This window comes from Emcibacter sp., assembly GCF_963675455.1.
GTDB lineage: Bacteria > Pseudomonadota > Alphaproteobacteria > Sphingomonadales > Emcibacteraceae > Emcibacter.
This window is the reverse complement of record NZ_OY776217.1, coordinates 3,143,997-3,157,187: the sequence shown is the minus strand read 5'-3', so window position 1 is coordinate 3,157,187 and position 13,191 is coordinate 3,143,997. Positions and strand designations below refer to the sequence as shown.

The 13,191-nt window shown below is 53.1% G+C and carries 11 protein-coding genes; 7 read left to right on the top strand and 4 right to left on the bottom strand.

Translation table 11 applies throughout. The annotated features are described in order from the left end of the window. Positions 1–195 precede the first annotated feature (195 nt). From ACORNT_RS14735 to ACORNT_RS14705, 7 genes are all read left to right on the top strand, one after another. A complete protein-coding gene (locus ACORNT_RS14735) occupies positions 196–822 on the top strand; it encodes a response regulator transcription factor (protein ID WP_321392442.1) in 627 nt (208 codons plus the stop codon). Positions 823–830: 8 nt separating this feature from the next. Beyond that, on the top strand, positions 831–2,591 hold the full coding sequence (locus ACORNT_RS14730) for a hybrid sensor histidine kinase/response regulator (protein WP_321392439.1): 1,761 nt from the start codon (positions 831–833) through the stop codon (positions 2,589–2,591). Between the two features lie 319 nt (positions 2,592–2,910). Further along, positions 2,911–3,525, top strand: a complete 615-nt coding sequence (locus tag ACORNT_RS14725; protein WP_321392436.1) for a hypothetical protein — start codon at positions 2,911–2,913, stop codon at positions 3,523–3,525. A 7-nt stretch (positions 3,526–3,532) separates the two neighbouring features. Further along, positions 3,533–4,159, top strand: coding sequence for a hypothetical protein (locus tag ACORNT_RS14720; protein WP_321392433.1), 627 nt, complete (start codon positions 3,533–3,535; stop codon positions 4,157–4,159). Beyond that, entirely contained in the window at positions 4,160–5,644 is a 1,485-nt protein-coding gene (locus ACORNT_RS14715; RefSeq protein WP_321392430.1) for a Dyp-type peroxidase, read from the top strand. Positions 5,645–5,668: 24 nt separating this feature from the next. Continuing rightward, positions 5,669–7,033 carry a cytochrome P450 gene (locus tag ACORNT_RS14710; RefSeq protein WP_321392428.1) on the top strand — a complete coding sequence of 455 codons (1,365 nt, stop codon included), beginning with the start codon at positions 5,669–5,671 and terminating at the stop codon, positions 7,031–7,033. Between the two features lie 117 nt (positions 7,034–7,150). Next, entirely contained in the window at positions 7,151–8,101 is a 951-nt protein-coding gene (locus ACORNT_RS14705) for a glycerophosphodiester phosphodiesterase family protein (protein ID WP_321392425.1), read from the top strand. On the opposite strand, the gene ACORNT_RS14700 is transcribed toward ACORNT_RS14705, so the two are convergent. The 4 genes from ACORNT_RS14700 to ACORNT_RS14685 form a co-directional block, all read right to left on the bottom strand. After that, a complete protein-coding gene (locus tag ACORNT_RS14700) occupies positions 8,102–10,330 on the bottom strand; it encodes a xanthine dehydrogenase family protein molybdopterin-binding subunit (RefSeq protein ID WP_321392422.1) in 2,229 nt (742 codons plus the stop codon). It abuts the gene before it with no gap. Continuing rightward, positions 10,323–10,796, bottom strand: coding sequence for a (2Fe-2S)-binding protein (locus ACORNT_RS14695; protein WP_321392419.1), 474 nt, complete (start codon positions 10,794–10,796; stop codon positions 10,323–10,325). Before ACORNT_RS14695 ends, ACORNT_RS14700 begins: the two co-directional genes overlap by 8 nt. A gap of 113 nt (positions 10,797–10,909) precedes the next feature. Beyond that, positions 10,910–11,809 carry a hypothetical protein gene (locus tag ACORNT_RS14690; protein ID WP_321392416.1) on the bottom strand — a complete coding sequence of 300 codons (900 nt, stop codon included), beginning with the start codon at positions 11,807–11,809 and terminating at the stop codon, positions 10,910–10,912. A 147-nt stretch (positions 11,810–11,956) separates the two neighbouring features. Further along, entirely contained in the window at positions 11,957–13,066 is a 1,110-nt protein-coding gene (locus tag ACORNT_RS14685; protein WP_321392413.1) for an AI-2E family transporter, read from the bottom strand. Positions 13,067–13,191 lie beyond the last annotated feature (125 nt).

The window sequence follows — 13,191 nt, the reverse complement described above, 5'->3', positions numbered from 1 at the left end:
TAAGTTAGTCGCGGAATAAGTGTTGACGACATGGTAAATTCTCTGGGATCATATTTTAAGCTGTGCTAAAGTTTCAATCCCTGAAAATGTAGCATATTTCGCCTGATTGAAATCGTTCTCTTCCGGGGGAGCCATGTGGACATGTGAAGCAAGAGCATGAAAAAAGAAAAAAAAGAATCTGAGGAGAGGAAACAGATGCGAATGCTTCTTGTTGATGATCACGCCCTGTTCAGGGATGGTCTCAAGTTTGTTCTGAATGAAATGGATAGGGGGGTGGAGGTTCTCGAAGCGGGAAACTGCGCCGATGCGTTTGCAATTCTTGAAAATGATGATGATTTTGACCTGATTCTTCTGGATCTTGACCTGCCGGGGATGTCGGGACTTGAGGGATTGAAGAAAATCAGGGTGATGGCACCTGTGGTGCCCGTTGTTATTTTGTCCGGTTCCGAAGATGGCACCCTGGTTCGGCGTGGACTGGAAATGGGTGTTATGGGGTATATTCCCAAGTCATTGTCCAGTGAAATTATGCTACAGGCCCTGCAATTGATCATGAAGGGCGGGCGGTATGTGCCTGACAACATCCTTCTGAGCTCGCCGGAGAAAAGAAACCGCAGTTTCGAGTCCCTGACGTCGCGGCAACTCGAAATCCTCAAGCATATAACACTGGGAAAATCCAACAAGGAGATTGCGCGGTCTCTAGGGATAGCGGACAATACGGTCCGGGTCCATATTTCTGCGATATTTCAGGTTCTCAATGTGAACAACCGGACTGAAGCTGCTTACGCAGCTATGCAGGAGGGGCTGATCGAGCCCTCGGATTGAAGCATCATATGATCGCGACAACAAATGACAGATATATTCTGGTAGAACAGACAAAACTCTTGTTAAAACAGGTGCCTGTTCTGGTTGTTCTGACAAGCCTTGTGGCACTTGTCATCGCTTTTTTCATTACAAAATGGGTTTCGCCGGAAGTGGCGGCTATCTGGTGTGTTCTGATCTGCGGGACTTCCGCGTTGCGGTACTGGCATTACGCCTTGATCAGGGATGCAAAGATAACTGTCGACAGTTACAGGGGGCTTCTTGTTCTTCTGGTTTTCTTCTCCGCCGTTTCAGGTGGTTTCTGGGGCGCGTTGGGGATTATTCTTCCGGTGACAGATAATGTTCTGGTTATGGTTCTGACGGTGATGTTGCTCGTTGGCATGGTTGCCGGGTCCCTTGCGTCACTTTCAATTTATAAATATGCCTATTTCGCTTATGCCATTCCGGCCATTCTGCCGCTGGCCGGGCGATGCCTGGCTTCCCAGGACGAGATACTGACAATGGTCGGGGTGCTTTCCCTGGTCTTCCTTTTGGTCAATATGTTTCACAGCCACCTGGCGCAAAAGTCGGTGATCAGGTCTATCAATCTCGTGTTGGAAAACCAGAATCTTATTCAGCGACTTCAATTTGAGAAAAACAACGCCATCGCCGCCCGGGAACAGGCGGACCGGAACAGCGAGGCCAAATCAAGGTTTCTGGCGGCCGCAAGCCATGATCTTCGGCAGCCTCTGAATGCCATGGGGTTCTTTGTGGCGGCCCTGATGAACGAGGCAAATTCGCAGAAGGTGAAAGAGCTGACCGTCAAGATCGATCAGTCTCTGGAGGCGCTCAGGGATCTTTTTACCAGTTTGCTTGACCTGTCGAAAATTGAATCCGGTGTTCTTGCCCCCAATTTTACCTCCTTTCATTTGTCGGAACTGTTCAAGGAAATCACTAATGATTTTGCCACTCACGAGAAAATAAAACATGTCAATCTGGAGATTGATGAGTGTGGGGATGCTGTGGTCCGGTCCGACCGGCAGATGCTTAACCGGATACTGAGAAATCTTGTTTCCAATGCCCTTCGCTATACCAGCGAGGGTTTTGTCCGGCTTTATTGTGAAGCCTCCGACAGTCATTTGATCATCCATGTGTCCGATAGCGGTGAGGGAATACCGGAAGACAAACGTGAGGAAATTTTCAAGGAATTTTACCAGATCGGCAATCCGGAACGTGACAGGACCAAAGGGCTTGGTCTGGGGCTTTCCATTGTCGATGGTCTGTGCCGTATCCTGAAACACCGGGTCAGCCTTGTTTCAGAGGTAGGAAAGGGATCGACTTTCTCGGTCCTGGTGCCGAAAGGCAAGGTAACGGAAGTTGTCGCGCACAGGCCTGAAAATGACGTATGGACGGATGTTGAAAGCGCTAATATTCTTGTTATTGATGATGAAGAATATTCCCGTGCCGGAATGCGTGAACTGATCAGTCAATGGGGGCACGGTGTTTATACCTTTGAAAATCCCGATGAAGCAGAGCTGTTCCTCGATATGGAGGGCATCGAACCGAATCTGATTATTTCAGATTACAGGTTGCGGAACGGTGTCACCGGCGACCAGGCCATTCGCAGGCTGCAGGAAAAAATCGGCCATAGTGTGCCGGCCCTTATCGTGACGGGCGATACGGAAAAAGACAGGATTCTGGAGGCTAAATCAAGTGGCTTCTCCCTGCTGCACAAGCCTGTACAACCTGCAAAACTGCGAAGCGCACTTTCCTATCTTCTGACCAACGGATAGTCCATTTGTAATATTTTCACCGACCCGCCGGATGCTGTATAGTAAGTGCCTTAGGACATACAGAACAATAATAGTTTGGGGACTCATTTCCGATGGGTGAATGGGCATTTTTATATTATTCCATAGCGGTGGCCGTGATTCTGTTTTTCACCCTGGGGTACTTATTTATATTCACGGTTCAGTCTTCGTTTTCCGATACCAATGGCTATTTTGTAAAAACCTACCTTGTTTCCCTGGTTTTACTGTTGGCCAATGGTTATTTTTGCCTGACCTGAACCGGTGGCGCGTCGATTGATATAAGCTCCGAAAAGGGGGGGATATGGCTGAAAACAGCAGCAATGTGAATGGCAAGGCCTATGCCATAAATGTGGTCACTCCGATCAAACCCTGGACTACACTTTTGCAGAAACTGGTGTTCTGGTACGTCGGGGTAAGGCCGTCGACAGCGGAAAGACTGGTCAAACTGTCTTTCATCCATTTCGCCCGCTGGGTCATTGTGAGCAAGCATCAGTTTCCTCATCTGGGCGAAGGACAGCCAAAGGAAGAGCTCGAATACGACTATCTTCTTTTCAATAGTAATTTCAACGGCACCTGGTCGCAGTATATTGATGCTTTTTCCGACGTTCTGCCGTCCGGCCTGAACCTGATCTGGAACTGGAGTGTCAAATTCCCCGGCTCACGCCCGGGGACAAGCTTCAAAAAATATATCCGCCACAATCAGATTGATACGGAATATTATTATGTGGCCTATCCGGGGGCGACCATCAATGATGTCAAATCCGCCCGTCTTGTTTCTGATGCAGTGACGGCTCTGGCGGAAAGGGCCGACAAATGCTCCCCCGAAGAATTCGAGCGACACTATACTAGTATGCTTCTGAAGGTGCAAAAAAACCTTGGCCAGACCGGTGCCGGTCCGGTGCCGGCATCGGATTAGGGAGGGGATGATGCCGAATATTAACGGAAATACATACGGCCTGACGATTTTATGCCCCATCAAAAGCTGGAGATTTCACAATCCCGCACCCGAACAATTGCTCAGGGAGTATATTGACACCATGCCGGGGGGCACCGCGTCGCCGTTTACGCGGGTACGGTCCACGCATTTTGCCCGGCTGACTGTGGTCGACAACGTCTATTTTGAAGGCGCGACGGCTAAAGAGGACCATCTGAAATCCCAGTATCTCTGGTTCAACAGCAATTTTGACGGTGATCTGGAAACTTATCTGGATGATATGTTTCTGCAGATGTCCACGGAAATCGAGCAGATCTGGCAATATTGCGTGGGATTTCCCGGTCTGGAACAGGGGCGGGATGAATGGAAACGTTATATGATCAGGTGTCAGATCAAAACGACTTTCTTTTTTGCGGCGGTGAACGATATGTCGGTTGAGGAATTGCTGCGGGCCCTGATGTTGCAGCGGGAGTTCAGTTCGTTCGTGGCCCGGAACCAGGGACTTCCTGCGGCTGAACTTCAGCAGAATTTTCGGGAGTTTATGACGGCATATGAGGAGGCGCCGACACCGGCCCCGGGTTCAATCGACTATAAATTTTCCAGGCAGGGGGGATGAATGTCTCATATTCTTGAACTGACGGACATTCAGGGAAATGTGGTGTTGGCCTATAAATTTCCGCTGTCCAGATATATCCTCTTGAAAGTCAATGACGAAGCGGGCGGACGCGAGTTTCTGCAAAGGGTTCTGCCGCATATCACATCGGGTGAATTGTGGGAGGATGGCGAAAAACCGGAGGCCACGACCAATATATCCTTCACCTATAAGGGACTTGCGGCACTGGGAATTCCCCAGAGCAGTCTGCGCACCTTTCCCGTTGCATTTCAGGAGGGCATGAAGGCGCGGGCAGATATCCTTGGCGATACCGGTACCAGCGCACCGGAAAAGTGGGATGACTGCTGGCAGGAGGATGTCCATATTCTGCTGACCATCAACGCCCGCACGGTTACCCCGATCAGGGAATTGTCATCGATCAGCGAACCCGAAAAGAAATATCTCCATGATCATTATGAAGCCCTGAAACATCTGTGGGAAGTCAACGGCAGCATAGAAAGGCTGGGAGAGCAGGACGGCAATGTCCTGTTTTATGATGGCCATCCATGTGCCAAGGAACATTTCGGTTTTACGGACGGGATTGGAAATCCGGCCTTTTCGGGCATGGACCTCAAGCCGATGCAGGTGCCGGGGCGGGGCAAACAGCTGCCTGATGGCCGATGGGTGCCGCTGGCAGCCGGGGAATTTGTTCTGGGCTATCCTGACGAGGCCCAGGAGTTGCCGCTGGCGCCTGTACCCCATTTACTGAGCCGCAACGGTACATTTATGGCCTATCGCAAACTTCATCAGAATGTGGCGACTTTCCGCAAATATCTGACGGCGCAGGGGAAAAAATATGAAAGAACCCTGGATATGTCGAACTATCGCCATGCGGACGGCAGGGAAGTCAAGGGCTGGGAAATCCTGGCGGCCAAAATGGCCGGACGCTGGCTGGACGGTACGCCGGTGGAGCTGTCTCCTTATGGTGAAAATCCGGAAATCCTCAATAATCCAATGAAAAACAATGACTTCAGCTACCATAATGATGGTGAGGGCGCACGCTGTCCTCTGGGCGCCCATGTCCGCCGGGCCAATCCCCGGGATGCACTTGGCTTTCAGGGGCAATTGACCAACCGGCGGCGGATATTGCGTCGCGGCCTGCCGTATGGCGAAGCCACTCCTTTCGATAAACTGGGAAAAGACAATGACGAACATGGCATTATCTTCATGTCCCTCAATGCCAGCATTGAACGACAGTTCGAATTTGTTCAGCAGCAATGGATGAATTACGGTAATGATTTCATCCAGGGAAATGACAGGGATATATTGGTAGGCAACAACGACGGCACCACCCAGGCGGTGATCCAGAATGATCCGGACGGCGACAAACCGCCGTTCATCTGTGCCGATATCCCCCGCTTTGTGGAGACACGCGGCGGGGATTATTTCTTTACCCCGAGCCTGACCGCATTGAGAATGATCAGTAACAATGCGGTTTCCACCATATAATAACATCTGAGGCAGGAGGAAATCTTGGAATTTATAATTGCACCCTTACGTTCGGTCCTGTCCTGTATCTACAATGTAATCAGAAACATTCTGAAAACCGTCTATGTCTGGTTCTATGGACTGTGGAATCTGCTGTGGCTGATCAAGGAGATGATCCTGGGCAAGGGATCTATGGCCGACAAGCTGGGCTCGGTCGGGGTGCAGCATGCCGGCCTGATGTTTCTTCGGGCTTTCCTGCCGACGATAGTGCTGAAAAAGAAACTGATCACAGCATACGAGAATACCGGTACGGCCCTGGTCACTGCGGCAGAGGACGTGAAGGAAGTCGTTTATGGCGACAAGGTTTTTCACACCGCCTATGCGCCGAAGATGGCCGCTCTGACCGATGGCGGGAATTTCTTTCTCGGCATGCAGGACAGTCCGGGATACACCAATAATGTCAGTGACTTGCGCCTGGCCGCCAACCGCGATGATATTCCGAAAATTATCACCCCGTATATCTCCCGCGAGGCAGAGAGGGTCATTTCCGGGGCAGGGGGGAAGCTTGACCTGCCGCAACAATTGACCCTGCCGGTGATGGCGAGGCTTGTCGGTGAATATTTTGGCGCCCCCGGGCCGTCGCCGGAAAAAATGATCCAGTGGACCCATGCCATGTTCCGCTATATCTTTTTTGATTTTTCCGAGGCCTCGGCGGTAAAGGAGCCAGCCCTGCAGGCGGCGGCGGAACTTCGGGCCTATCTTGATCCGTTGATTTCGGAACGGAAGTCCGGCCCGGAGAAGGATGACGTGCTCGGTCGGTGCCTGAAATTACAGGCCGCCGGCATGCCGGCCATGACGGACCGCAATGTCAGGGACAATTTCCTCGGCATGCTGACGGCCATGCTGCCGACCATTCCCAATGCCACGGCAAAGGTGCTGGACGTGTTTCTGGACAAGCCCGACGCCCTGGCCGGGGCCCAGGTGGCAGCGCTGGCAGATGATGATGAGTTACTGCTGAAATATATCATTGAAGCTTTCCGCTTTAATCCCATGAACCCGGTTATTTTCCGCATCGCTGCCCGGGATTATGTGCTGGCGGAAGGGACCCTGCGGCAGCGGAAGATTCCAAAAGGTACCTTCGTTTTTGCCGCCAACCTTTCGGCCATGTTTGATCCCTGGACGATCCGGTCACCAAAACAGTTCGATATCAACCGGCCACCGGAGGACTATATTCTCTGGGGACTGGGTATGCATCGCTGCTTTGGCGAATATATTTCACATGCGGCCATGCCGGCCTTTCTGAAACCCTTGCTCAGGCAGGAAAATCTGCGGCGGGCGCCCGGCGAAGCCGGCCATATCCAGACCGACGGCACCCCTTTTCCCTGGCATTTCCATGTTGAATGGGACTGATCCTTCACGGCAGTGTCATCTTCCGCGTCCATAAGTCAGGAAACTGCATCGCGGAGGATCTGAGTTGTGATAAAATACAGTGTTATTCTTGTCTGTCTTTTCTGGAGCTGTGCAACCATGTCCGTCGCTGATGAACCTGCCCCGACCCTGACCGGCGAAAAGCCCGTCATCATTGCCCATCGCGGCGCCAGCGGTTACCGTCCGGAACATACACTGGCGTCCTATCAGCTGGCTATTGATATGGGGGCGGACTATATCGAACCGGATCTGGTGATGACAAAGGACGGGGTCATGGTGGCCCGCCATGACCGTTATCTCGGCACCACCACAGATGTGGCCGGCCATCCGGAATTTGCCGACAGAAAGAGGCAGGACAGCCGCACCGGCCGTGAACGGCATGAAGGGGAGGACTGGTTTGTCGAGGATTTCACCCTGGCCGAACTGAAGACGCTCAGGGCCCGGCAGGTGTGGGAAAGCCGGTCGGCGGAATTTGACGGAAAATTCGAAATTCCCACCTTCGAGGAAATCCTCCAGCTGGTGCAAAAAGTTAAGCTGGAGACCGGAAAAACAGTTGGTATCTATCCGGAAACCAAGGCGCCGGGGTATTTCAAATCCATCGGCCTTGATTTCGAGGAACCTCTGCTTGCCATGCTGAAGAAATATGGCTATGACAGCCGCGAGGATAAAATCTTTATCCAGAGTTTCGAACCGGAAATCCTGGAAAATCTGAAACAAAAAACCGATATGAAGCTGATTATGCTGCTGTGGCCGGACGATATGAAGGTCATGGTGCCCAACTATGACCTGGACTATGTGGCCACCTTTGCCGACGGGATCGGGCCGCTGAAATTCATGCTGCTGGATGCAGAGGGTAATGACAATGGCCTGGTTAAAAAAGCCCATGAACTTGGCCTGATGGTGCACCCCTATACTTTTCGGAACGACCAGTTGCCAAAGCAGTTCACAACGCCCCGGGAAGAATATGAATATTATTTCCGTATGGGTATCGACGGCCTGTTCAGCGATTTCTCTGATACGGCCCTTGCGGTGCGCGACAGCCTTTACTGATCAGGTCGACCCGATGAAGGGATGATGTCTCAACCGCGGCCCGCCGGCCCGGCGGATGGCATTGCCGACGGCAGGCGAAAGCGGCGGCAGCGCCATTTCTCCCATGCCGGAGGGGGCTCTGTCGCTGTCAATTATGGTGACATCAATATCGGGTACGCTGTCGGCCAGGCGCATCATTTGGTAGCTGTCGAAATTATCTGTCATGACCTGACCGCCCGCGACTTTTATTTCCTGCCTTCGCACCATGTTCAGGCCGTCATTGATGGCGCCTTCTGTCTGGGCGATGACGCCATTGGGGTTGACGACAGTACCGATATCGACGGCGGCCCAGACCTTGTGGACCCTGAACTCACCTTCCGCCAGAAGTTCCACATCCGCCACCTCGGCGACATAACCGCCGAAGGTAAAATGACCGGCCAGCCCGAGGGCCCGGCCTTGTGGCATTTTCCGGCCCCAGCCTGCTTTGTCGGCGACTGTCTTTAACACAGTTGTCAGCCGGCCTGTGTCAAAAACCGGTCCGCCATGCTGGCCGTAAGGCAGTTCTTTTGCCGGGCCCAGAAGCCGCAGATGCAGGTCCAGTGGATCCTCACCCAGTTCCTCGGCCAGTTCATCCATGAAGCTGTTGATGACAAAGGCATTGGCGGTATGGGCTGGCGCCCGCCAGCTGCCCCGCGGCATACCCGATTTGGCCGAATGAAATTCCACTTGCAGATTATCCACAAGCCCGGCCGGAAAGTCGTCAACATAGAGGTCGGATTCCCACCACTCATCCTCGGGGACGGGACGGCGATAATATTTGGACGGGCTTGCGAGCCGGTGTGCCCAGGCGGTGAGTTTGCCGTCTTTATCAAAAGCGGCGATCATTTCATGGTGCCCGCCAGGCCGGTAAAAGTCATGGCTCAGGTCATCCTCCCGGGTCCACATGACCTTGACAGGCAGGCCTGCGGCCTTGGATATAGCCACGGCCTCCGCGCCGTGGTCAGCCGTCAGCCGTCGTCCGAACCCGCCGCCGAGCCGGGGCACTTTTACCTCGATATTCATGCGGTCAATTCCGGTCAGGCCATTGGCTATGCGGGAGGCGCTGGAAGGAAACTGGAAAGGCCCGATCAGGGTGCATTTATCAGCCTGAACATGGGCGATGGCGCTCTGTGGTTCCAATTGTGCATGGGAAACATAAGGCAGTCGGTAACGTTTCCTGATCACCTTGTCCGCTTTGGTCAGGGCCTCCGGGAAATTGCCGTCATGACGGACGATCTGTCCGGTGGTGTCCAGCAAGTCGGAGCAATGTTGATCAAGGCTGTCCGTGGATTCGTTCGCATAGGGACCTTTGTCCCATTCGATCTTCAGCAGGTCCCGGCCTTTTTTGGCCGCCCAGAATGTTTCGGCAATGACGGCCACACCGGCCGCCAGATAGGTGTAATATTTATCGAGATCCGGACGCGGCAGATGCACCACCTTGATCACGCCGGGCACTTTCAGTGTTTCACTGTCGTCAACAGAAATGACTTCGCCGTCCAGCCAGGGGCAGCGGGCCATGCAGGCGATCCTGACACCGGGGTAGGTGGCATCGATAGAGTAGAGTGGCTGACCGGTGACAATATCGTGCGCCGATTTGTGGGCCTTGGGCTGACCGACAATTTTCCAGTCCTTGCGGTCTTTCAGGACAGGTTCAAAATCTTCCGGGAGTGTGATGGCCGCCGCATCGCGGGCAAGATCACCATAACTCAGGCGTTTGTTGTCCGCCCCGATGACATATGATTTTTCCGTCCTCAGGGTTGAGGTCTCCACGGACCAGCGATTGGCTGCAGCACGAAGAAGGAGTTCGCGGGCGCTGGCGCCGGCCTTGCGCAGGGGATCGAAGCCCCTTGAAATGCTTGTAGAACCGCCAGCTCCCTGGGGGAAGAATTTCCATGCCATATTGCCGTCCTTGTCTGTTTTCAGCATCAGGTCCATGGTTTTGACACTAACCCTGTCCCAGTCCGCATCAAGCTCTTCGGCAATGAGCATGGGCTCGGCAGTGCCCGTACCCTGTCCCATCTCCGGCGCCGGGTGTTCGATCAGGATCGAATTATCCGGATTGATATGGATGATGGCCTGTAGAAGTTCATTGCTGACTTCTGCACCATGCGCCCTGGCGGGCCGAAAAAAGGGTGCCATGACCACCAGTGATCCTGCGGCGGCGGAATAGCCAAGCATCTGACGACGGGTGAGAGCAAGTGCTTCAGGCATCCACTTTCTCCCTCATCAGTATTGCGGCCCGGTGAATGGCCTTGCGGATGCGGGTATAGGTGCCGCAACGGCAGATGTTCGTGATATTGGCGTCTATGTCGGCGTCTGTAGGGGTAGGGTGGTCCTTGAGGAAACTGCTGACGGCCATAATCTGTCCGGCCTGGCAATATCCGCACTGGGGCACATCAAGCTCGATCCAGGCCTGTTGCACCGGGTGCAAGCTGTTATGCTTAGCCAGTCCCTCAATCGTTGTGATTTCCGCGCCATCCTCAAGGGCGTCCATTGGCAGGCTGCATGATCTGAGAGCGTCGCCGTTGATATGGACAGTACAGGCGCCGCATTCGCCGATGCCGCAACCGAATTTTACCCCGAGCGCACCAAAATGTTCCCGCAGATACCACAGCAGCGGCATCTCACCATCGCCGTCAAACGAGACTTTCTGATTGTTGATTGTGAGTTTGAGCATAACCTTGTCCTCCCACCGACAGATAGATCACCCGAAATGATATCATTTGGCGGCAGGGTGGTCAGGAGGTTTCGTCGCAAAAAACGATGATTTTACCGCAACAGTGGCAAATGTCAGTCGCTCCAGCTAACATTTTTTAGTTTCACACCGTAAATATGATGCAGGGTGTCCTGTCTTTGCAAAGCTGTTTCAATCCCCTGCTGAATTTCCAGCTCAAGGGCCTGCAATACAGTTTCATTTTCCCAGTCATGATGGAGGTTGAGCTTGATGGCGCGGTCCGCCCCCCTCTGGAAGACTGTTTGCCGCAGTTCCTCGATGGACGCCTCGTCCAGATCCGTAGCCACAGTAAAGACGAGAGTAAGACGATGGTGCCCATTCATGCTGCGCATCACGCGGGTATAGTCCATCTGAATATCTGCTTCGTTGATGTCTGCCGGGGCCTCGGGTATATCTTTCAACAGGTGAGCGGCATAGTCTTTGAGGTTTTTGCAGGGTTTATGCAGGGTGGCATTGCGCCAGAAGAATTTGGCATTGGGCAGGGGCGGGTCCGGCAGAACCAGTTCCCGTTCGGCCCGGGCCATACTGCTGCAATAGGCGCCGGCATTTGCCCCGGTGCGCTTTTTCATCGAACCATGCAGAGAAATAAACTGTTGTTTTTCTTCCTCGGTCAGTTCTTCCTTATTTTTCATCCGGGTCACAAGTACGCAATAGGGGGCTAGCTCTTGCCCGATAGCTTCCCCCTGTTCCTCGATCATGCGTTTCAGGTAAGTCTGTGCCCGGTCGCGGAATTCGTCTGATTTTTTCTGGCGGGCGGCCACCAGCTGGTTCGGATAGTCGAGAATATAATCCCGGCCGCAACTGCAGTTGATGAAATTACGATGTTCCGGACTTGCAGCTTCACACATCTCAAGGAATTCTGCTGCTCTTGTCTCGAGTGTCGCTTCCTCCCCGGCGAGGGCGTGACCGGTAGATAGGCAAAACAGCAAACTGAAGAAAAGAATAAATCTGTACATGTCCTGATCCTGAACGTTACATCCTGTAAAATCAATGCCCTCCATTAACATGACTATTTTGACAATTTAATGACAGTCCTGTGACGCACCGGTAATAGCCGGAGTATATATGGAAAAGATCAGATTACTGCCTCTCCCGTGAAAGACTCAGGTGTTTCCATCGGGGTCGGCCAGGATATCCTTGAAAGCATCCTTGTAAATCTCCAGCACCGTGATCATTACGGCGGCAAGGACAGGACCGAGTATGATGCCGGCGGCACCAAAGGCCGTCAGCCCGCCAAGGGTACTGACCAATACCAGCAGGTCCGGCATTTTGGTATCCCGCTCCACCAGGCGGGGGCGGAGAATATTATCCACCATGCCGATAATCAATATACCCCAGAAGGTCAGCCCGGCCGCATATCCATATTGCCCGCTTGCCACAAGATACACGGCGGCAGGAATCCAGATGATACCGGACCCGATGCCGGGAATGGCGGAAATCAGCACGACAATCAGGCCCCAGAAGACAGGGGCATCTATACCGCAGACCCAGAAGGCCAGTCCAAGCAGGAACCCCTGGATCGAGCCGATGATCAGAATGCTTTTCAGCATGGCCCGCGACATGAAAAGGCCCTTCTGGCGGATCAACTGCCGGTCTTTTTCGCCCAGGGGCAGGTACTGGTAGATGGCTTCCATAGTGCCATGTCCCCAGATCAGGAAGAAGAACATGGCGTAAAGCAGAATGAACAGATCGACCAGCATCTGGGCCGTACCCTGTGTGGCGGCCGAAAGAATCCTGATGATAAATCCGCTGGCGGTACCGGCCCATTCTGCCAGTTTGCTGAAAATTGTGGCCTTATAGGCGGAAAGTTCAGCGGCGAAAGGAACCCAGTCCGGCACCAGCCCATTGACGGTACCGTTCTGGTTTACCTGCAGATTGATCCAGGCGACGGCGGCCTGGGAGATCTTCAGCCCCTCGGCTGCAGCAAGGGATAAAAGTCCGATAACCGGTATCCCGACCACGATCATGACCAGAAACAATAGAAGTCCTGCCGCGATCCCGCGGCGTTCCGCCCCCAGTTTTGACCGTAATGCATCATAGGCGGGCTGCAACAGGGCGGCAAAGATAGTAGCCATAAGGATCGTGATAATATAGCCCTGGATCACCCACAGGAATACGCTGGTAAACAGGATCATAAGGGCAATGATGAATCTTTTGCGCTGAATGAGCGACAAATCTTCAGTCTGAACCAGTTCTTTTGCCTCTTCTGCCATGCCTCTGCCCCGATATGGTTACAGAGCCAGTCTAGGGTGTAATTCACTTATGGCAAAGCATAAAAAAAGCCCCGCCGGCATATCGGCGGGGCAGTTATGCTAGTCACATTGAGGGAGGGTAAGGA

What these genes read in the sequence shown, in the direction of transcription:
- ACORNT_RS14735 (WP_321392442.1), top strand. Translation starts at nt 196, where the DNA reads ATGCGAATGCTTCTTGTTGATGATCACGCCCTGTTCAGGGATGGTCTC.
- ACORNT_RS14730 (WP_321392439.1), top strand. Translation starts at nt 831, where the DNA reads ATGATCGCGACAACAAATGACAGATATATTCTGGTAGAACAGACAAAA.
- ACORNT_RS14725 (WP_321392436.1), top strand. Translation starts at nt 2,911, where the DNA reads ATGGCTGAAAACAGCAGCAATGTGAATGGCAAGGCCTATGCCATAAAT.
- ACORNT_RS14720 (WP_321392433.1), top strand. Translation starts at nt 3,533, where the DNA reads ATGATGCCGAATATTAACGGAAATACATACGGCCTGACGATTTTATGC.
- ACORNT_RS14715 (WP_321392430.1), top strand. Translation starts at nt 4,160, where the DNA reads ATGTCTCATATTCTTGAACTGACGGACATTCAGGGAAATGTGGTGTTG.
- ACORNT_RS14705 (WP_321392425.1), top strand. Translation starts at nt 7,151, where the DNA reads ATGTCCGTCGCTGATGAACCTGCCCCGACCCTGACCGGCGAAAAGCCC.
- ACORNT_RS14700 (WP_321392422.1), bottom strand. Translation starts at nt 10,330, where the DNA reads ATGCCTGAAGCACTTGCTCTCACCCGTCGTCAGATGCTTGGCTATTCC.
- ACORNT_RS14695 (WP_321392419.1), bottom strand. Translation starts at nt 10,796, where the DNA reads ATGCTCAAACTCACAATCAACAATCAGAAAGTCTCGTTTGACGGCGAT.
- ACORNT_RS14690 (WP_321392416.1), bottom strand. Translation starts at nt 11,809, where the DNA reads ATGTACAGATTTATTCTTTTCTTCAGTTTGCTGTTTTGCCTATCTACC.
- ACORNT_RS14685 (WP_321392413.1), bottom strand. Translation starts at nt 13,066, where the DNA reads ATGGCAGAAGAGGCAAAAGAACTGGTTCAGACTGAAGATTTGTCGCTC.